Origin of the sequence: Clostridium sp. OM05-6BH (assembly GCF_003481635.1) — a bacterium.
Taxonomy (GTDB): domain Bacteria; phylum Bacillota; class Clostridia; order Lachnospirales; family Lachnospiraceae; genus Butyribacter.
Genome location: NZ_QULH01000026.1, coordinates 1 through 20,471, shown reverse-complemented (window position 1 = coordinate 20,471; position 20,471 = coordinate 1). Strand labels below are relative to the sequence as shown.

Below are 20,471 nucleotides of genomic sequence, written 5' to 3'. Positions count from 1 at the left end.
CCATTTCAAAATTTGCAATGCAAAAAGACTGCCTTAATTGAGGCAGTCTTTTAATACTTGCAGATTCTCCTGCATTAATGACAAATACGTTACTCCCGCATCAAATTGTTTCTTGGATACGGTATGACAAGACTGATAGGTTTCCACTTTTGCCCCGGTCGCCTCCGCGATCGTATCAGCAACTTTGGAACTGCTCATCTCTACCTGCAGCACAACTGAAATATGCTGCTGTTTGATACGATCGATCAAATAAGCGATCGTATCCGCACTTGGCTCCATATCGCTGCTGCATCCCGGGAATGCGGCACGGTATGTCAGTCCATAGGCGTCTGTAAAATATCGCAGCGGAAAGCGGTCTCCAAAGACCATCTCTTTGTGTTTTGCTCCTGCGACGATCTGACGGATCTGCATGTCCAAATCCTTTAACTGTGCAGTATATTGCTCTGCGCGGTTCAGGTATTCCTGTGAATGATCCGGATCTGCCTTTGCAAAAGCAGCTGCAATCTCATCGACAAGCTTGACACAGTTAAGCGGTGCAGTCCATATATGCTCATCCTGCTCCGTCTCCTCCGCATCGTCGTGATCACCATCTGCATGCTCATGCTCATGTTCTTCTTCCTGCATGCCTTCCACTATTTCCTCGTCAACAACCTTGACATGATCCATCATTCGCAGCGTTGTTATATTTTTGCCTTCTGCCGCTTCTAATACCTTTGGCACCCAGCTTTCCATTGTTCCACCATTGTAGATAAATACATCCGCTTCACCGATCGTCACCATATCTTTGGCAGTCGGTTCAAATGAGTGTGTATCCATTCCGGCAGGAACGATCAGATCTACCGACACACGATCGCCACCAATCTGTTTTGCAAAATCATAATACGGAAATACCGTAGTGACAATGTGCAGTTTCCCATCTTCCTTTTTCGTTGCGATCTCACCACAACCCGCCACAAGTGGCATGATCATGCAGACCGCCAGGCAAAAGGCAAGCCATTTTTTAGTTATAGACATGTCCAAACGGTTCCTTCCCTTGTGTCCTTTACTTCGATTCCCTTGTCCAAAAGCTCCTGACGGATCGCATCTGCTTTCGCAAAATCTTTTTCCTTCTTAGCTGCTTTACGCTCTGCGATCTTTTCCTCGATCCAAGCAACAAGCTCCGGATCTGCGCCAGTCTCTCCCTCTTCTTCCGCAAGCAGTCCCAAAGACAATACCTGATCAAAATCCTCGATCAGCGCACGTTTGGTTGCATCATTGGTATCTGCCTTGAGTACATCATACAATACGGTAAGCGCCTGAGAAGTATTAATATCGCTTCCCATGGCTTCTGCAAATTTATCCTGATATGCAGCAAAAACGTCCTGATCCACTTCACCTTCTTTGGACAAAGCCGCGATCCGTTTTTGTAACTTTTCGTATGCGATTTTCACATTATCCAATACTTCGTAACTAAATACCAGCGGTTTGCGATAATGTGACTGTAGACAGAACATACGGTAAACCAGCGGGTTGTAACCTTGCTCTTCCAGAGATGACACGGTCAAAAAGCCACCTGCCGATTTACTCATCTTACCACGCTTGTCGTTCAGGTGTTGTACATGAAACCAGTAGTTACACCATTTATGTCCGGTATAAGCTTCACTCTGCGCAATTTCATTTGTATGATGCGGAAAAATATTATCAACGCCGCCACAATGGATATCCAAATATTCACCCAAATGCTTCATGCTGATGCAGGAACACTCAATATGCCAGCCCGGATAACCGACTCCCCAAGGGCTGTCCCATTTCAACTCCTGATCGTCAAATTTTGACTTGGTGAACCACAATACGAAATCTGTTTTGCTTCGTTTGTTTTCATCCTCTTCCACATCATCTCTGGCACCAACCATCAGCTCTTCCTCTTTCTGATTGGATAAGACATAATATTCTTTCAGCTTCGATGTGTCAAAATATACATTGCCGCCTGCTACATAAGCATAACCATCGTCAAGCAGCTTCTCGATCATATGAATAAACTCCGGAATACAGTTTGTTGCCGGCTCAACGACGTCCGGAGTCTTGATATTTAACTTGGCGCAGTCCTCAAAGAATGCCTTGCGGTAAAACTCAGCAATCTCCATCACTGTTTTGTGCTCGCGCTTAGCACCTTTTAACATCTTATCTTCCCCGCTGTCTGCATCACTTGTCAAATGACCGACATCGGTAATATTCATAACACGCTTTACATCATATCCGGCATAACGCAGATACTTTTCCAAAACATCTTCCATAATATAACTGCGAAGATTTCCAATGTGCGCAAAATGATACACGGTTGGTCCGCATGTATACATGTTTATTTTACCCGGAACGTTCGGATGAAATTCATCAATTTTTTTAGTTAATGTATTGTATAAATTTACTGGTCGCATGTTCTGTCCCTCCTGCTCTTCTTAATTCCATGCCATCTATACTTTACAAGATAATACTCAATATTGCAATACAAATAAAAAGGACAGTCAACGCACGACTATCCTTTTTGGAGAAGGTATTTTTGTTACTTATGGGGTGTAGCAAAAACTATATAATGTATTGGGGTTTACGATGGTTAGTATAGCAGTGGATCGCAGTTAAGTGTGCACAAACTTGACAGAAATTTGAAAAAGTTTTTGTGCATTTTGAGAACAAGCAATAAAAAACAGGTCAATTTTCCCAAAATCTCTGGGGAAACCAACCTGTTTTTGTAACTTTTCATCAATTCTCCGGTACTGTCTGCTCTTCGCCCGCAAATAATTTTTCAAATTCTTCACGATCAATGCGTTCTTTTTCAAGCAACAGAGCGGCACATTTATGCAAAACTTCCATATTTTCTTTGAGGATTTCCTCTGCACGCTCATAGCAGCTATCAATGATCGACTTCACTTCCTCGTCAATCTTCTTCGCAACATCCTCGCTATATCCGCGGCTCGACTGACCAATCTCTCGGCCAACAAATACTTCGTCCTCGCCCGCATAATTGATCATGCCGACATTTTTCGTAAATCCGTATTTGGTAACCATTGCCTTAGCCTGCTCGGTTGCCTGCTTAATATCCTGTGAAGCTCCCGTCGTAATATCATCCAACACAAGTGACTCTGCGATCCGGCCACCGAGACTGACCGTAATATCCTGCAGCATCTTGCCCTTGGTCAAATACATATCGTCCTTCTCGGAAATCGGCATTGTATAACCGCCGGCACCACTTCCTGTTGGGATGATCGATACAATGTGAACCGGTCCCACATCCGGCAATACATGGAACAGGATTGCATGACCCGCCTCATGGTATGCTGTGATCTTACGATCGTGTTCGGATACGATACGGCTCTTCTTCTCTTTACCAATACCAAGCTTGATAAAGGATTTATCTACATCTTCCTGCGAAATGAAACTGCGTCCATCCTTGGCACAGGCGATCGCAGCCTCGTTTAACAAGTTCTCCAGATCTGCTCCGGTAAAGCCGATCGTCGTGTGTGCGATCTTGCTCAGATCAACATCGTCGCCAAGTGTCTTGCCACGCGCATGTACACGTAATATTTCCTCGCGACCACGCACATCCGGTCTGCCAACCGTTACCTGACGGTCAAAACGTCCCGGTCGCAAAATCGCAGGATCCAAAATATCCACGCGGTTCGTTGCCGCCATTACAATGATCCCCTCATTGACGCCAAAACCATCCATCTCAACCAACATCTGGTTCAAGGTCTGCTCACGCTCATCGTGTCCACCGCCTAAGCCGGAACCACGCTTGCGGGCTACAGCATCAATCTCATCAATAAAGATGATACACGGTGCATTCTTCTTCGCTTCTGCAAATAAGTCACGCACACGGGACGCGCCGACACCAACAAACATTTCCACAAAATCAGAACCCGACAAACTAAAGAATGGTACTCCTGCCTCTCCTGCCACTGCTTTGGCAAGCAGCGTTTTACCGGTTCCCGGAGGGCCTACCATCAGGATTCCTTTTGGGATTCTTGCTCCTACATCGGTATATTTTGCCGGTTTATCCAAGAAATCTACAATCTCTTCTAATTCCTCTTTCTCTTCTTTAAGGCCGGCAACATCAATAAACTTCTTTGCATTTGGAGAATCCGGGTCGATCCTGGTTGCCCGGCTCTTACCGAAATCCATCATCTTCGAGCCACTTGCTCCGGCTCCTCCACCTGTCTGTGCGGACAAAAAGGTAAACAGCAAAAACAACGCTACTAATCCAAATCCACACGGCAGCAATACGGTAATGATCCAAGACGGTTTATCCACGTCGTTGATAACATAATTTTGTGCAAGTTTGCTGTCTGTTTTTATAATCTCTTCTACATCTTTTATGTCAGTACAATTAAAATGTTTACTTCGCTTGTTCTCATAATTTGCACGCACAACACCTGTCGGTGTTTCCTCATTCGGCGTGATCTCCACGGAAGTGACCTTACCTGCTTTCACATCCTGCTTGAAGTCTTCCACATTATACTGACTGCTGGTGCTGCTAGTCATAATACTCGAAATATACATCGCAATTCCAATGATCGCGAGTACGAGCACGTAAAAACCAGCTCCACCTGATCTCATCTGTCTGTTCATGAACATCTCCTTTTATTCGTCTACAAATTCCACCTCACCCAGATAAGGAAGATTACGATATTTCTGTGCATAATCGAGTCCATAGCCTACGATGAATTTGTCTGGAACGACAAAACCAGTGTAATCTACCTCTACATCTACTTCTCTACGATCCGGTTTATCCAACAATGTGGCAATCTTCAGGCTGGCAGGATTGCGTGCTGCAAGCAGTCCACAAATTTTAGATAGTGTGTTTCCTGAATCGATAATATCTTCCACGATCAGGCAGTGACGACCATCAATATCATCGTCAAGGTCTTTCGTGATCATCAATTGTCCGGAACTTTTGACCTCATTTCCATAGCTGGATGCTGCCATAAAATCCATAGAAACCGGCACGGTAATTTTCTTAGCAAGATCTGCGCAAAAAAAGACACTGCCACGCAAAATACAAATCATATGGATCTGCTTTCCCTCATAATCCTTATTGATGCGTGTTGCGATCTCCGTTACCATCTGATCAATTTGTTCCTTACTATACATTTCATGAATAACTTCTTTCATGATACTCCACCTTTCTCCTTCGTCTGGATATTGTGCGCTAACTGCGCTGTAATAATGTGTTTTGTTGCCTCTGTCACGTAAAAAGCAGCACTTACACGTCCAAGCTCCGGAATCCAGATAATATGTTTTCCCATTGCAAGTACCGGTATACTGCCTCTTTTGTCAACCGAGATTTTAGCATCGATAAAGATACGCGCCAGTGTCTTCGTCCCGCCTGCGCCCGTCAACTGTAAGTAATCTCCTTCTTGCGGGAACCGCCAAACCGGTCCGTTGTCTCTATCAAAATGTCCGCGATCCGCCTCTTTCTCTGTCGGATCAGCCAAAACATCAGCATACATTCTATCACAATCAAACCATTTCGTACAGTCATTTTTCGGAACATTTTGTGGCAAATCATCTCGCTGTGTCAGCCGTAACGTAATTACCATCTCCTGTCCGTTCGAATCCTGTAACACGGTCCGCTCATCGAACCGTAGCGGAATCAGCGTATTGCGATGCACATTGGACTGCATGTCAACCCGGATCCATATCTTGTCGTAATCTTTGCCTGCTCGCATGTGATATGGAAGATCCAGCCGTTTGCCGGTCGCGCCTTCTGCCAGCCGAAGCAGTGCATCAACATGCACTCTGCCGATATCCTTTCGGCTTCCACAGACCTGTTCCATTATATGCATCAACAGTTGTCCCTGCAAATATGGATCGACCTGTTTCCACTCATCCACGGAAAAACAAAAGGTATCTCCATCACGATATACCAAGCGTTCATATTGTTCCAACATTTGACGCTCTATATAATCCCACGCTCTTTGACAATCTTCTGCCAGTTCCACCAAATGTCTGCGCGCCATCGGCTGTATTTCCTGCTCTATATAAGGAAATACCCGGTTACGGATCTTATTACGCGTGTATTTTTCTTCTCGATTGGTGGCATCCTCTCTCCAACCGTCCCCGTTTCCCCGGACTATCTGCTCAATCTGCTGTCGATCCAGACACAATAACGGTCGAATAATATTAGCGCGCCCGGCGCGCATTCCGCACACGCCCCGCAAACCACTCCCCCGCAAGATCTGCCATAGAACAGTCTCAGCCTGATCATCTCGATGATGCGCTACTGCAATTTTGTCAAAATTCAGTTCTTTTCGCACTTCTTCAAAACACCGGTAACGGTAATTACGGCCTGCCTCTTCCTCCGATAATCCCTGTTCTTTGGCAAGCTGTGGAATATCCATTTCATATAGTCGAAAAGAAATGTTATATTTAGCTGCCAGTCTCTGTGCAAAAGCCGCATCTTCATCTGCTGCCGTTCCTCGGATCCCGTGGTGTACGTGTACGCAGACAAGCCGAAGCTGCCACTCATTTCTTAGTGCAGCTAATACCTGCAGCAGGCATACCGAATCCATCCCACCGGATAAACCGATCACAATGCCGTCTCCGTTCGTTAACAGCTCATGTTCTACGCAATATTGATTTATCGTATCGTATACTTTCTTCACGTTTTGCTCTATCCTCTCTATTTCTGTGTCCGCAAATTATCACTGATTTCCGTAACGATCACACTCATATCGTCCGGCACACTGCCGCCACACTCACAGATTGCTTCTTCTAATAATGCATCTGCGATTTCTTCCGGGGGGCGTCCCTGCCACTGTTCCATAAATCCGGCCAGCCCGTGTTCCATACCGGGCAGCATATCTGCTACGCCATCTGTCATCATTATAACATAATCCCCTGCAGATATGTCCATTTTTCTTGTATACGGGATTACATCCTTTCCGGCTCCGATCGGCAGCGCCTGGCCTTCGACACATGTAATCTCCCCCTCATGATACAGATAAGTAGCTGTTGCACCGTTTTTTAACAACTGACAATGCTTTTTATATAGGTTCAGCACCAAAATATCTGCCGTCACATAGCGCTCTGTTTCCTCACAGGATAAATACACGGAATTGATCAGTTTAAGTGCAGAAGTCTGCGAAAATCCGGCCTCCGCCATCTGCTCCAATAACTCGATCACCAGACTGCTCTCCGAAAAAGCATCCTGCCCACTCCCCATGCCATCAGATAATGCAATAAGCATCTCCCCGCTTGGTAAAGGCAAACAGGTAAATACATCTCCGGATACTTCTTCACCATCCTTGACTCTTCTGGAAACACCCGCTTCCGCCACCAACGGCGTATCCTCTTCAAACACAAAATATGTCATATCACGGCTGACGATCTGCCTGGACTGCTCTCCTACACGAATCGGTTTTTGGAGCACTTCCTGCAATACGGCAGCAACCTCTTTGGCAGTAACCAGCCGGCCACGCACAGTGCGCGCACGCATATGTATTTCCAGCCTTCCATCCCTTTTCTCGTAAAACATGATCCCCAGCGCTTTTACCCGTTTTGCCTGCAGTTTCTTGCCTACCTTTCCTGCAGCATCTGCCGGAAGATCTCTTGTGCGTTCCATCTCTTCTGCCAATCCGCCTACCAATTTGCCAACTTCCTCCATCTGTCCTGCAATGACCTGTCTATTCTCCGACATTTTATTTTGTACGCCCATCATCATACGTGCCATCTGCAGATTTTGATTTGTCTCCGAAACAAAACGCTCTAAATGTATGCACTCCCGCAGAAAACGTGCCGGCATTTGTTCGGGCACTAATATCCCCTGTTCCTGTGCTAACAGCAAGGTTCCAAACATCTCTGAGCTTGCAAGCTCCAACTGTCCCATACAATTTTCGCGATTTTCACACCGATCACAGACCTGTTCAGAAATGCCATCCATAAACTCGCGCATCTCATGCCTCGTCATACGAAACTGCTTATCTGACTGATTAGCTAATGCTTTGGATAATTTTTGAAACGAATCTGAAAATTCATGGAGTCTGTGCTTCATAAGCTCTTTCCATTCATTGCCACTTTCCATCGGATGCAGATACAATCCCACTAAATACCCTGTAAATGCAAGCAGTATCCAGATCATAATTTCCGTCAAAGATAGCTTTGTAAACGACTCCCGCGGAAATCCCCATAATGCGGCCCCTGCAAGGACCCCCAAACTGATGACCTCCTCTTTGCCCGGTCGCGATTCTCTGGTCCCATGCAGCAAATACACAATACCTCCATGAAAAATTCTTGTGACAGCAAGCATCAATACTGCTTCAAGCGTTGCCAAAAAAATACTTGTTCCACTATACGGCACAAGTAAATACCTTGTTCCCGACATGACCCATGTTGCCGCTGCCAACAAAAAGGCGGCATGTCCCATCTTTACCGTTATCCTCCGCCTTTTCAAAAAGTCTGCAGCCAGCCACAGCGCTAACATTCCGGCCCCATACGCCAACACTGTGTCCAATGCAAATACGGTACTCATCCCCAGTAATATGGTAATGGCAACCGGTAATACAGCTCCACCCTCTGCAAATCCTGCCGCAAAAAAGGCAGGCGCCACCGGATTCATTCCGTAAATAGACACTCTTCCCAGCAAAAAGCCGAGCAACACCTGCACTAACATTTTTTTCTGAATTGTTTTCATTGCACACTACTCCTTATCTTGCCTGATTTTTCGGGATCAGACTGCCTGTCCCGAACAGCGTGAGACAAAGTATAGGAAACAATAGTTGCAAATTTTGTCAAATCTCAGTACCACGAAAAAAAAGAAATCGACACCGCACCCTTCGAAACGACGCTGCTTCATTTTCTAAAATAAGGGCAACAGAAAAAGCCGGCTCACGCAGAACCGGCTTTCCCTGTTTTGGATCCTATTCCGTTCCGCATTTACAAAACACCCCTTTTGCAAATGCTTCACGAAAATCGGTTAATATAAATGAAGGCGTAGAATTCGAAATCATTCAAGATCATTGCTTTCTAATCAGTAAACCCTATACATGATCTTGTTTTTACTTCTCAGGCTTAAATACAATCTCCCCTTTATGTACAAGCCCTAATTTCTCTCTTGCAATCTCCTCCACGTAATCATCTGTCTTAGCATGCTTCTTAAACTCTTTAATCTCAGCTTGCTCATCTTTAAGTTCGGACTTTTGCTCTTTAAGCTGTTCAATCTGCTTCTGATAAGACTTACTTTGTGATTTCAGTGTAGCGGTCTTATATGTAACTGTACCGCACAGTACAAGGCAAAGTACAATGACGCCCGCTAACGTGAACGGACTCAATTTCTTTTTCCCTCGTCGCTTGCCACGACTCGCTGACATCTTACAACCACCTCCACATACTTATCACCGCAGGGAATCATTATAAATAACTACCCCATCAAACAGCATATACATTACCGAACTATATTCTGTGTACAGCTCTTCGCTGACATACCATATATTGTATATCCCTTTTGACAAAAAACGCAGACTCTCAATCGTCTGCAAAACCGTACATTTTAAGAAGCTGCTCACTTCTTACTTTGTAGTAATATTATAACTCTTTTATGCGGTTTTCGCAACCCTTTTTCGTGAATAGATCACCATTTTTAGCAATTAAGACAGACCCTTCATTTCTGAAGGGCCTGCCTACTGTGCACGTCACCGCATAACGCTGTGAAATACTGCTTTTTATTGTTCTGCTTTCACATAATCCTTACCATCTGATGTATAAGCAAGATCTACGATCTCAACTTTAACAAAATCTACACCTAAATACGTGTTAGATGTAAGCAGGATGATCGGATCGTTTGCAAGATACTTCGGATTCAAATGAAGTGCCTTACCCTGCCATGCCGTCTCTGCAAGGATTGGCTGGTTGTTCTCATCCAGTTTTGGTAAAGAATCGCTAAATGCCTCACCTTCCTTGCTAAAGTAATTCACTGTGGATGGCAAAGCTGCGATCTGCTCTTTCGTATACTCGCTGCCGGATACTGACTCTACCTGCTCATACGTAGACTCATACTTCCACTCAAACGTATCGTCTCCCTGCCACATTCCGTTCGTGTATACAAGCTGCAGCTGTGCAGATTTACTGATCATATCATCATGCATGGTAATACGAATACCAGGCTCTTTGATCTGTGACCAGTCACTCTCACCTTTGCCATTGACTAAATTGTAATGGGCGTGCCAACGATATGTATCACTGGAAGCTTCCAACTTAAGGCCCGGATAATTGCTGTTGGTCGTTGTACTTAATGTTTCAAACATAGCACCGGTCGTATTTCCGGCCATTGTCATAACACTGTTTTTACCAAATACTTTCTGCAGCTCATCGTAGTTGACAGAACCGGAACCATTGGTGTTACGCATAAAGTTACCATCCCAGGTTGCCACAACAAGCGGATCCTGATTTTCTGCTACCGGATCTTCCGGCTTACCGGTCATTGTAGTAAGCTTCGATGCAGCTTCTTTCAGGGTAACTGTTTTTCCCATAACATCACAGAATACCTGTCCAATATCCTCATATACAAAGTATGCATATGCTGCATTGCCTGTTCCCTTACGATCTACAATACCACCTTCATCCCACATTACCGGAACTGCGCCGTACTTCTGGCAGCTCTGGAAGAACTCCTTGAAGTACTCTGGGATGCCGTCCTTATTCACAGATACACAGCCAAATTCGCCAAAGATCACGCCGTAGCCTTTGCTTGTATAGGCTTCTTTGATCGACTCAAAGTCTTCCGCCATCGCTGCATAATCTTCTTCGCTGCCCCAGGTATCCTTAAAAGTAGAAGTTCCCTTTGGGGTTTCATAGGTTGCAGATGTCTTTGCAATACCCCATCCAAGCGGATCGTAATAATGAATGGATACAAACAACTTGGAGATACCATTTTCGCTTACATCAGTAGGCATGGTATACGTGTAATCGTCGTTTGGTTCCGTCGGGTTGTTGGTATATTTGTCACCGGCCTTGTTGGAATACTTATCACCACAGGTCTGATGAAGGTTCGTATCATAACCCGGGATCAAAAGCATACGATAATAGTTGTTGTTCTTGGTTCCATCCGCATTAATACCGGATTTACGAATAATATCAACAAACTTCTGATTGATCTCATTTGTTAATGCATACGTTTCCTTGCGCGTTAAAACGCCCTTGGTACCGCCGGTACCTTTCCAGTTGTCATTTAAGCGCTCGCCCAATTCCTCGTTGGCTCCCTCGAAGATCAAACGGTCAGAATAATCAATATAACGATTAGCGATCTGTGTCCACATATCTTCATATTTTTTCCAAGCCTGTGCTCTTACAGACAAGTCCGCATCACCGAACATGCCCCACCACTGACCATCCCAATGGTCGTTGATGATAACATACATTTCCTCGTTCAAGCAGTAATTGATAACTTCTTCAACGCGGTCAAAATATGCTTCATTAATACGATAATATGTACTTCCATCGCTCTGTTTCTCCTGAACCATCATATTGGACCAGGCGATCGGGATACGAATCGTATTGATGCCATAGCGTTTCAAGCCGGAAAATAACTTCTGCGTAGATACCGGGTTGCCGGCATTTGTCTCATAGCCCTTTACCCAATCTGCATCTGTCAAAGCTGCTTTCTCTGCATCTGTCATAGTCTCGATGCTTCCTGCTCCAGTCTGCTCCAAAGAGTTACCGATGTTCCAACCCATTCCCATTGCCGGGGTAATATCCTGCGCAGACAGGTTGGTACGCATCATTCCGTTATCTTTTGTAACTGCTCCATAACGTGATTTGTGCTCTGTTGTCAAGTTGCTGTCAGATACTTTACCGTCAGCCACAACATTTGCCGGCTTCGGATCAGCCTCCGGTGTACGTGCCGGAACCGGTGTCTTCGTTACCGTTGGTGCCTTGGTTGCAACCGGCTTCTTCGTGGTTGCCGGTGCCTTCGTCGTAGTCGGTTTCTTGGTTGCTTTTGCAGCCGCTTTCTTCTTCTTAACGGTAACTTTAGCCTTCAATACTTTTTTGACTGTCTTTTTGCCTTTTTTGTACTTAACAGTTGCCGTTACTGTTGTCTTGCCGGCTTTCATGCCCTTAATCTTACCGGACTTACTTACCTTTGCAATCTTTTTGTTCTTAGATTTCCATGTTACTTTTGCCTTCTTTGGTTTGTTTTTGATGGTTACTTTCTTAGAAGAACCTACCTTAACAACAATAGACTTGCTGCTAATCTTTGGTGCTTTCGCCTTTGCCGCAGATGCGATCGTAGACACGCCGTCAAAGGATAACATCATTGCCAGTGCAAGGATACACACAACTGCTCTTCTCATAAACCTGTTCCGCATAATCATTCCTCCTCTTTTTCTGCAATTCAAAAACCCTGCTTCGTCCGCACTTTGCCGAACTCCGCAGGATTCATTATAACATAATTTGTACAAAAAATATAGTAATTTTATGGAATTTTTGTGGGAATTTACTAGTGTTTTCTTCCGTTTTTCGAGGTTTTCTGCTGAGAGCATGATACAGCGCTACGCAATTTTAAGTATAATACACGCCAGACTCTCTTCAGTTTATGAAATACTGCAGCACAGTGACGCCGCAATTTCGTTCGTATCGGTGCAAAGATCCGACAAAGCATACGGCGGACCGGCCTGCTAATGCCGACCTCATACAACACGATCCCACTAAGCAGTGCAGCCACACCATACCATCTGATCTGTCCATCGTGCATTTTTAAGAATAAAATAAATGCCGGAACACTGGCAGCGCCCCAAAAAAACAGATCTTCCACAGCGATCCACACGGCGCCATGTGGCACCAGCCAGCGAAACAAACGCAAAACATCATATCCGGCCAAGATTGCCATTCCCCCGCACATCATCCACAAAATGAATCGCAGTTGTCCCAGTATCACTTCCGTCATTGAAACATTCTGCTCAGAAAAGAAGCTGCTTTTTTCTGAGTTTCCTCCCTGTCAGAATAAGCAAAACTGTCGATCCGCCCATCAATATCGATTTCTCCCTTCTCCAAAGAAAGGCGATTAACATGCAGCTCATCTCCTTGGATCAGCAGAACGCCCTGTTCCGTCTCCAAATACACTTCCTTGGCGTCAAAAGACAACACATCCCGAACTCCGGATAATACCGCAGACTTGCGTGCATTCAAATATACTTTATGTATCATTCTGGTCTTATCTTCCATTCGTCTTTCTTCCATAATAGGTTACATTCCTTTCTCAGTCCGCAAACTTTGCTGTGATTTCGCACTTTGCCGCCGGCATGATATTTACATCACGAATCTTATTCGCAGCCGGCTTACCAACCACTCTCTTTATCAGCTGGCTATCCAACCACTCCTCAGCAGCCGGTTTACCAACCACTCTTTATAATGTATGAGGACATGGCTTTATTTATGCTAAGACCGATATGCAGCAAATGTAACCTATGAAATTAATACAATACGATATGATGTTTTGGAGCATGTTATGCAGGGAATTGATTTAAGATCACAATACCTTATATAACTCTCTTGCCTCATCCTTTTTGTAGGTTTCTTCGATACTCAATACTTCAACCTTAACGACTTTATCACCAAATGTGATCTCAATAATATCGCCTACTTTTACATTCAGCGATGCTTTGGCAACTTTGCCATTAACCTGAATACGTCCGGCATCACAAGCCTCATTGGCTACCGGGCGGCGTTTGATCAAACGGGAAACTTTTAAATATTTGTCCAGTCTCATATGTTCACTCTCTCCTCTTATATTAAAATTGCAAAACCAGCGCTTTGCGATGATGTCACGCTGCTTGGCAGCAATTTCCATTAATCTTTTTTCCTTTATAGGAAACGACAAGTTCCCTATAAAGGAAAAAAGAGCTGCATTTCTGCAGCTCTCCAGTGATTACAAATCCAAAAATCTTAGTTTACAGCATCCTTTAATGCCTTACCAGCTTTGAATTTAGGAGCCTTAGATGCCTTGATCTGCATCTTCTCGCCAGTAAGTGGGTTTCTACCCTCACGAGCTGCTCTCTGAGCTACTTCGAAAGTTCCAAAGCCAACTAACTGTACTTTCTCATCTTTCTTTAACTCATCTGTTACAACCTCAATAAAAGCCTTCAAAGCCTTCTCTGCATCTTTCTTAGAAAGGTCAGCACTCTCAGCCATAGCTGCTACCAATTCTGTCTTGTTCATGGATTTAATCCTCCTCAAAAATTAATATTTCCGTAAAAACTTACAAGTCTAGTTATACCCTTTATACAAGCATTTGTCAAGGTTTTTCACGAATTCTGTCCGAAAAACAGGCATTTTTCACATATTTTCATCTCATTCTACACATGTAGAAAGATATTTAATTATTTTTGCACAATGTCGCATACTTTTTCCATATTGCACACAGTTGATCATATTGCTCCATTACACCATCTGTTTTGCCGGTGCGAAGCGGCTCTACGATCTTGCTCAATATATTCGCAATAGGAACCAGTCCCAAATTGGACGCTGTTCCTTTCATTCCATGTGCATTCACAAATGCATCTGTGATCCGCCCTTCGTCAAGTTCGCATTTCAAGTGCTCCAATCCTTCTCCGCCAATGAAAAGATCGTAACATTCCTGGTAAAACTCTTTGTCATCTAAGAACCGTTCCATTGTTTTTTCAGTCTCGCAGCCCCACTGCTCCAAAGTTTCTAACATACTTTTGTCCTCCCGCATTATGTCTTGCGTTTTGTGCCCCCGTTTCTATATTTGAACCTTTTCATAGGTTTCCGCAAATATATCACGCTGTATCACATAAATATCGGTAATGTCATCTAGTCTCACCGCCAGATAATCGCCCGGTCTCCCCAAAAAATACTCTTGTTCACTATTTTTCGAAAATACTCTGGTGCGTTTCTTAAGCTCCTGGCAACATATCACTGCCTGTGTTTTTGGATAACATAACCTTGCCATTTCATCAATACTGATATATCCTCCATCCGAAACGGTCTCTACCACCGGAATAAAATCCAGCATTTGCGTAAAAATGTCCAGCGGTTCTTCCGTCGGTTCATATGTCGCCAAAAATTTATCTTTTCGGATGTGGTATACTTCCCCGCGTCTTCCGATCATAATGTATATATCCGGATCTGCAACGATCGTAATACCTGTTTCATTTTCCAAGGATTTAACCGCCAGTTTCGTTCCTGCAGCCGCAATCCGATCGGTCGGCACAAACGCCCAGCTGATCCTCTTCTTGCGGTAACGATCCATCTCCAATATCTCTTTCTCATGCATTTTCGCATACTGCAGCGCATCGATGCACGTGTCTTCCTCGAAATATTCTGCTACTTTTCCCTGCACAAATTCCATATAATCTGCAGCATCCATCCCTGTCATATGTGCCTTGAAAAGAGCTGCCGGAACGCGTCCACTCGCGGAAACAGCATTCCCTTTAACAAGTCCCATTTCCTCAACAATACTGTCAAGCAGATCGACTGCGCGAACGGCATTCGTCCTGCTGTAAAAATACATCCACACTTCTCCGTTTTTTTCCGTAAATGCCAGAAAATATTCTGCCTGCTGCAGCTTTTCGCCATTTGTCGGTGACTCTGCAGCCGCCATCTGTGCAAGTACTGCCTGCGGCTTATCTGTACTGTCCGAAAATCCCAAAGTTTCTTCCAGCGTCCCTGCATATTCTAACAACAGCAAAGACTGGCTGCGCATATAATATGCCTGCAGGATATCGTCATTCTGAAGTTCTAACCGTTCAAACATTGCATTCTCCATTTGCGTCTCCTTTTTGTCAGATCAATATATAATCCATGGATACGTATGCATATACGGATACATGGGATAGGTATATTTCTTGATCACTTCAAACCCATAGGTGATATGTACCTCGATCACACCTTGTGACCTTTTCAAGATCTTAGCATATATCCTGTCACAGCCTGTAGCCTGAACATCATTCCCTGGCTTCTTCCCGTCACCCGTATCTGTATCGGTATTCCTGTTTGTCTCCAAATAGATTTCCATATCCGAATACAACGGAATATCCGGTTCTATCTTATCTTCCAATTCGATTCGAAGATTGCGATCGAGCGTCAGCAAAACAATCTTTCCGCGCAAGGTCTGATCGGTCACCAGCTCATCTTCAATGCACTGAATCGTGCATTGAAGCCGACCACGCCAAAAAAAGCCGGCCAGTTTATGGTGAGCCAGATTGCAGCTATAGGGTGTTCCGATTCCTGTTACACTATATACTTTTAACGGTGTGGAAATCCCTTTGACCTGTATCGTAAATTTCCCGTCCGTCTTGATCGCCGCATTTGCGTTTTGTACGGTATCATAGGATACGAGTACCTGACCACCGACACTCGCACCCTCTATTCTCGAACATTCATTAACGGCCTGACCGATGACGTTATATCGCATCATCGTTTCTGATCCGAAATTTCCGATAAATACTTCTCCGCGATGTATGCCAATTCCCATCTCTAGCGGCACCAGCCCTTTGGAAATAATATAGTCATTGACCTTTGCCATCGCTTTCTGCATCTTTATACCGGCTGTAATTCCTTCTTCAATCTGTGCCTTAGAATCTGGAGATGCTCCAAACACAGCAAGAATGGCATCTCCCAAAAACTCGATCACCACGCCGTAATATTTGGTAATACACTGCAGCATTTCATCAAAGAAACAATTAAGAATATCCGTTACCGCCTCTGGCGTCATGCTTTCTGACATTGCGGTGAATCCCCGCAGATCAGCCATCATCACCGTAAGCTTTCGCTTCTCACCTCCAATAACCGCACCTTTGGGATCTTCCAAAATGCTGTCAACGACATTATCTGAGAAATAACGTCCAAAAATCTGATGCAGCAATTGATTTCTTGACTGGAGCTGTTTATTAAGCCGAATGATCTCTTTTGCCTCCTGCAGATCTCCTGCCTGTTTTTGCAACATGATCTCGTAGTTTTTCGTTGCCTCGTGCTGCCACGCCGTTCGCTCGATACGCATGATACCCGCTCGCGAAAACGGCTTATGTACAACGACTGTGGCACCCTTTTCGTAACATTCCTCATCCAGTTCTTCGCTGCGTTTTTCGGTCATAAAAAACAAAGGAACACCGCCTAGCGACTGCTGCTTGCGCAGAAAAAGAACACTGGCAAAATCTTCTTTCTTTGCCATTTGATAGTCAAAGATAATAAGAGAAGGCGTGCTGATTCTCGACCGCTCCCCCTCCTCCTGTGCCAGTGCGGCTTTCTGAACCGCCTCAAAGGAAAGCAAGCAAAGCGCACGCATTGATCCTGCCGCATTGATCCGTCTCTGCGCCTCGATCATTTCAAGACGATCATCCCCAATCACCCAAATAATTTTCTCCATAAGCAGAACTCCTTCCCCGACACACTGTTTTCCTCGCCCTACACTTGCACTTACTCAGTGCTCAGCATTATACATCCTCTTGCCAAATACCCGATATCTACCGCGAAGAACGCCAGTTGCCGCTTTGACCGTAGTTGACCGAAAATCCTTTCAGCTTTTTACACTGATCGCACAAATAACCGGTTCGAATTGGCGCACCACAGTTTTCGCAGGACATACGGATCGGTGACTGCCTTGGTATCTCTAAATATTCCTGCCGCAAGAACTGTTCGATCGCTTTGCGAGGCACCCCTGTTTCGCGTTCTATGATCAACGCCGGAGTTGCTCCGAAGCGCTCCAAATACAAGCGTACCGTCTGAAAATAATCGTAATTTTCCCTGCCGCATACCTTACAACGATAAACGCCTCGTGCAATCTTTTCTACACCTTCACCGCAATATTTACAATCCATTGGTATTCTATTTAGCGATAACCCCTCGGCACACATCCGTGTACCAACGGTATAGATTTCTCCAGGAACATCTTCCTCCGAATAGCGCGCCAAAGATCCAAACTGTCCGGTGTTATTTTTAAGCGGGCGAAATTTTGGCTTAGACGATACCATCCTGTCATTTGTCCGGCCACTGTCCGCAGTCTGTGACTTTTTTCCTGCGGCTGCCTCGACACTTTTTGTCTGATCCATAAATGCTTGGATGCCTTCGCCGGATGTCCCTCCTGTCGTATATGGCTGCAGCTGTTCACACAAACTCTTTACCGCAGCTACCTCTCCCAAATAATATGGGATCATCTGTACGTTATTCAAATAGAAACTAAATGTATCGTTCATTGGCGTATCGTCAATCTTAAACGGAACAATATTTTTTTTATAACAGATCGCACTGTCAACCTCTTTTTCTACCCATACCGATTCCTGCGATTCCTTAGATAAGATTAGCAAAAACAGATCACATTCTCTGATCGCACGCGGAATCTCTCTAGCATAATTTGACCCCACCGGGATCATATCCGGTGCTTTCCAATAGGATACTCCAATATGTTCTAGCACGCGGACGATCTTATGAACCAACTCTTTATTTTTGGAACTATAACTAATAAAAACAGATTTCATTTCTGCCATTTTTGTATCCACACCTTTCCTATCAAACAACAACCCGGTTTCGTCCGGTAGTTTTTGCCTGATACAAACGTTCATCTGCCTGCTTTACGTTTTGATCCATCGTCTGATCACCGTCTAGCTGATATACTCCAAAAGACATCGTTACCGCAATATGATGCTCCTCAAATTCGATCGACATATGCTCGACGATCTCTCGAATATGTTCTGCAATCTCCTGTGCTTTGACAAGCGGACAATCCATACACATCAGGATAAATTCTTCACCACCCCATCGCACCGCCTCATCTTCAGATGCAACATGCTCTTGCAGCACCGCTGCTATTCTTTGTAATACGGCATCACCTGCGTTGTGTCCATAGGTATCGTTTACTTTCTTGAAAAAATCAATATCACACATAATAATGGACGCCGTTCCATTTTGTGGATCTGACACCGTTTCCTCATAAAACTCATAAAAGCCGCGGCGATTGGTCAGCCCTGTCAACGGATCTATACGAATCTCCGTGTCCAACAAATAGGACTCCAATGTTTTGCCACAATAAACAGCCGCTAATGTGAGATGTTTCTTATCTTTCTCATCAAACGTCCCCGCCGTTCCGTCTGCATTCAGCTTATTGATCGCCTGATACGCCCCGATCACTTTACCCTTGGCATTCGTTACCGGCATGCACAAAATAGACTTTGTCACAAATCCTGTCTGCTTATCCACCGCCGGATTGAACCGTTCATCCTGATACGGATCATTGATCACGATCGTTTCTTTATTTTGGATGGATGCATCTATGATCCCGCTCCCCTCAGGTACTGTAATCTTGTCACTTCCCACCGCAGCTAACGTCCAGTACTGCTTATGTTTCGCATCCCAGTACCAAAATGATGCGCGCTCAGAATGCGCCAGCACACGGCCAAGATCCGTCAGTAGTGAAACGACCTTGGAAAAATCTTTTTCATCGACCAACTGACTCATATATAAAAATATGTCTTCGAGCATCTGCTCTGCACTATATGTTATTTGCTGTTCCATTGTGATTCCCCATTTCTATGTCATTTAGCAAAAACAGTGTTCTATAGTTTCTTTCGTAAATACTCCAACGACCGCCGCTGGTTATCCGGTTTTGTCGTCTCGATCAGTACACTGCATTCTTCAAAATATGTTTGATAATATCTGCAAAACAATTCCCAGTCGATCCTGCCATCCCCAACAGCAAGATGCAGATCCCTTCGCAGATCGTTATCGTTTATATGGATATGTCGAATATATTGCCGCAGTGCTTTGATCCACTCCTCGATCGGCGTATCCGATAAATGCGCATGTGCATAGTCCAAACATACTCCGAAATTAGAATATACGCATAACTGCTCGGATATTTTCTGCAAAATAACCGGATCGCTGTCAAACATATTTTCCATGTAAATTTGTATCTCAGGATATGCTTCTAACAGTTCCCGGACGAATGTACAGGTGCCGTCAACCACCTGATCATCATATACAATATTAGAAAGCATCGGATTCCAATTTGTGTGGAATACAACTCCTTTCACCGAAAGTTCTTGGGCAATCTCCATGCTCTGTCGCATACGAAGTTTTGAAATCTCGCGGATCTGTGGGTCGTAACTAAACACCGACACATCATAGAACGCCCCGTGCATCGTGCTTCCTGCCGGAATCCCGGACTTCTGATATTTCTGTATAATATCTTCTCTTCGTTTCTTATCTTCAAACACAAGCGGATCATAAAAATCATTGATTTCAAAACCAACCTGATACTCCTGCGCCAAATCCTCATACGCCTGCAATTCTTCGGCAAGCGATACGATCAAAAAATCTCCCATATTTTGCTCCCGTTTTTTAATTTTCACCGGTTCCTTTTGCAAATTATTATAGCATAAATTGAATTGCTTATGCAATTATTGATAACAGGTTCGCACGGAAAAAAGACCCATCACCTTTCGGCCAATGGCATTAAGTTAAGGCTAATTATGAGAGAAGTTGGTATCTTT

The 20,471-nt window shown here is 44.4% G+C and carries 18 protein-coding genes; all 18 read right to left on the bottom strand.

What is annotated here, in order from left to right:
• Nucleotides 1-33: 33 nt before the first annotated feature.
• The 18 genes from DXB73_RS13240 to DXB73_RS13155 all read right to left on the bottom strand — a co-directional run bounded on the left by DXB73_RS13240 (nt 34) and on the right by DXB73_RS13155 (nt 20,330).
• A complete protein-coding gene (locus tag DXB73_RS13240) occupies nt 34-1,014 on the bottom strand; it encodes a metal ABC transporter substrate-binding protein (protein ID WP_118507723.1) in 981 nt (326 codons plus the stop codon).
• Entirely contained in the window at nt 1,005-2,414 is a 1,410-nt protein-coding gene (gene cysS, locus DXB73_RS13235; RefSeq protein ID WP_022025692.1) for a cysteine--tRNA ligase, read from the bottom strand. The genes DXB73_RS13240 and cysS overlap by 10 nt, the downstream gene beginning before the upstream one ends.
• 322 nt (nt 2,415-2,736) lie before the next feature.
• Nucleotides 2,737-4,602, bottom strand: coding sequence for an ATP-dependent zinc metalloprotease FtsH (gene ftsH / locus DXB73_RS13230; protein ID WP_118691438.1), 1,866 nt, complete (start codon nt 4,600-4,602; stop codon nt 2,737-2,739).
• A 12-nt stretch (nt 4,603-4,614) separates the two neighbouring features.
• Complete coding sequence (gene hpt, locus DXB73_RS13225; protein WP_022025690.1) at nt 4,615-5,145, bottom strand: hypoxanthine phosphoribosyltransferase; 531 nt, start codon at nt 5,143-5,145, stop codon at nt 4,615-4,617.
• Nucleotides 5,142-6,638 carry a tRNA lysidine(34) synthetase TilS gene (gene tilS, locus DXB73_RS13220; RefSeq protein WP_118691437.1) on the bottom strand — a complete coding sequence of 499 codons (1,497 nt, stop codon included), beginning with the start codon at nt 6,636-6,638 and terminating at the stop codon, nt 5,142-5,144. Before tilS ends, hpt begins: the two co-directional genes overlap by 4 nt.
• A gap of 17 nt (nt 6,639-6,655) precedes the next feature.
• Nucleotides 6,656-8,665: a SpoIIE family protein phosphatase gene (locus tag DXB73_RS13215; RefSeq protein ID WP_118691436.1), complete on the bottom strand. Its 2,010-nt coding sequence runs from the start codon at nt 8,663-8,665 to the stop codon at nt 6,656-6,658.
• A 364-nt stretch (nt 8,666-9,029) separates the two neighbouring features.
• Nucleotides 9,030-9,341, bottom strand: a complete 312-nt coding sequence (locus tag DXB73_RS13210; protein WP_118691435.1) for a septum formation initiator family protein — start codon at nt 9,339-9,341, stop codon at nt 9,030-9,032.
• Between the two features lie 351 nt (nt 9,342-9,692).
• Nucleotides 9,693-12,335 (bottom strand): cellulase family glycosylhydrolase, encoded by a 2,643-nt coding sequence (locus tag DXB73_RS13205; protein ID WP_182448354.1) that lies wholly within the window; start codon nt 12,333-12,335, stop codon nt 9,693-9,695.
• Nucleotides 12,336-12,466: 131 nt separating this feature from the next.
• Entirely contained in the window at nt 12,467-12,913 is a 447-nt protein-coding gene (yabQ, locus tag DXB73_RS13200; RefSeq protein ID WP_118691433.1) for a spore cortex biosynthesis protein YabQ, read from the bottom strand.
• Complete coding sequence (gene yabP, locus DXB73_RS13195; RefSeq protein WP_022025683.1) at nt 12,910-13,206, bottom strand: sporulation protein YabP; 297 nt, start codon at nt 13,204-13,206, stop codon at nt 12,910-12,912. Before yabP ends, yabQ begins: the two co-directional genes overlap by 4 nt.
• A 289-nt stretch (nt 13,207-13,495) precedes the next feature.
• The gene (locus DXB73_RS13190) at nt 13,496-13,735 is read right to left on the bottom strand and encodes an RNA-binding S4 domain-containing protein (RefSeq protein WP_118507728.1); all 240 of its coding nucleotides are present in this window, start codon (nt 13,733-13,735) and stop codon (nt 13,496-13,498) included.
• A gap of 176 nt (nt 13,736-13,911) precedes the next feature.
• The gene (locus tag DXB73_RS13185; protein WP_022025681.1) at nt 13,912-14,184 is read right to left on the bottom strand and encodes an HU family DNA-binding protein; all 273 of its coding nucleotides are present in this window, start codon (nt 14,182-14,184) and stop codon (nt 13,912-13,914) included.
• A gap of 157 nt (nt 14,185-14,341) precedes the next feature.
• Entirely contained in the window at nt 14,342-14,683 is a 342-nt protein-coding gene (locus DXB73_RS13180) for an Hpt domain-containing protein (RefSeq protein ID WP_182448355.1), read from the bottom strand.
• 45 nt (nt 14,684-14,728) lie between these two features.
• Nucleotides 14,729-15,754 (bottom strand): hypothetical protein, encoded by a 1,026-nt coding sequence (locus DXB73_RS13175; RefSeq protein WP_118691431.1) that lies wholly within the window; start codon nt 15,752-15,754, stop codon nt 14,729-14,731.
• Between the two features lie 21 nt (nt 15,755-15,775).
• Complete coding sequence (locus DXB73_RS13170; protein WP_118691430.1) at nt 15,776-17,353, bottom strand: adenylate/guanylate cyclase domain-containing protein; 1,578 nt, start codon at nt 17,351-17,353, stop codon at nt 15,776-15,778.
• 97 nt (nt 17,354-17,450) lie between these two features.
• A complete protein-coding gene (locus DXB73_RS13165; protein ID WP_182448356.1) occupies nt 17,451-18,470 on the bottom strand; it encodes a TIR domain-containing protein in 1,020 nt (339 codons plus the stop codon).
• Between the two features lie 22 nt (nt 18,471-18,492).
• Complete coding sequence (locus DXB73_RS13160; RefSeq protein WP_118507713.1) at nt 18,493-19,494, bottom strand: sensor domain-containing diguanylate cyclase; 1,002 nt, start codon at nt 19,492-19,494, stop codon at nt 18,493-18,495.
• A 41-nt stretch (nt 19,495-19,535) separates the two neighbouring features.
• The gene (locus tag DXB73_RS13155) at nt 19,536-20,330 is read right to left on the bottom strand and encodes a sugar phosphate isomerase/epimerase family protein (protein ID WP_118691428.1); all 795 of its coding nucleotides are present in this window, start codon (nt 20,328-20,330) and stop codon (nt 19,536-19,538) included.
• Nucleotides 20,331-20,471 lie beyond the last annotated feature (141 nt).

Excerpts from the sequence above, each read along its gene's own strand:
- ftsH (WP_118691438.1), bottom strand. The coding sequence starts at position 4,602 with ATGAACAGACAGATGAGATCAGGTGGAGCTGGTTTTTACGTGCTCGTA.
- DXB73_RS13180 (WP_182448355.1), bottom strand. The coding sequence starts at position 14,683 with ATGTTAGAAACTTTGGAGCAGTGGGGCTGCGAGACTGAAAAAACAATG.
- yabQ (WP_118691433.1), bottom strand. The coding sequence starts at position 12,913 with ATGACGGAAGTGATACTGGGACAACTGCGATTCATTTTGTGGATGATG.
- DXB73_RS13190 (WP_118507728.1), bottom strand. The coding sequence starts at position 13,735 with ATGAGACTGGACAAATATTTAAAAGTTTCCCGTTTGATCAAACGCCGC.
- DXB73_RS13175 (WP_118691431.1), bottom strand. The coding sequence starts at position 15,754 with ATGGAGAATGCAATGTTTGAACGGTTAGAACTTCAGAATGACGATATC.
- hpt (WP_022025690.1), bottom strand. The coding sequence starts at position 5,145 with ATGAAAGAAGTTATTCATGAAATGTATAGTAAGGAACAAATTGATCAG.
- DXB73_RS13185 (WP_022025681.1), bottom strand. The coding sequence starts at position 14,184 with ATGAACAAGACAGAATTGGTAGCAGCTATGGCTGAGAGTGCTGACCTT.
- yabP (WP_022025683.1), bottom strand. The coding sequence starts at position 13,206 with ATGGAAGAAAGACGAATGGAAGATAAGACCAGAATGATACATAAAGTA.
- DXB73_RS13170 (WP_118691430.1), bottom strand. The coding sequence starts at position 17,353 with ATGGAGAAAATTATTTGGGTGATTGGGGATGATCGTCTTGAAATGATC.
- DXB73_RS13165 (WP_182448356.1), bottom strand. The coding sequence starts at position 18,470 with ATGGCAGAAATGAAATCTGTTTTTATTAGTTATAGTTCCAAAAATAAA.
- DXB73_RS13210 (WP_118691435.1), bottom strand. The coding sequence starts at position 9,341 with ATGTCAGCGAGTCGTGGCAAGCGACGAGGGAAAAAGAAATTGAGTCCG.
- DXB73_RS13215 (WP_118691436.1), bottom strand. The coding sequence starts at position 8,665 with ATGAAAACAATTCAGAAAAAAATGTTAGTGCAGGTGTTGCTCGGCTTT.
- cysS (WP_022025692.1), bottom strand. The coding sequence starts at position 2,414 with ATGCGACCAGTAAATTTATACAATACATTAACTAAAAAAATTGATGAA.
- DXB73_RS13205 (WP_182448354.1), bottom strand. The coding sequence starts at position 12,335 with ATGCGGAACAGGTTTATGAGAAGAGCAGTTGTGTGTATCCTTGCACTG.
- DXB73_RS13240 (WP_118507723.1), bottom strand. The coding sequence starts at position 1,014 with ATGTCTATAACTAAAAAATGGCTTGCCTTTTGCCTGGCGGTCTGCATG.
- DXB73_RS13160 (WP_118507713.1), bottom strand. The coding sequence starts at position 19,494 with ATGGAACAGCAAATAACATATAGTGCAGAGCAGATGCTCGAAGACATA.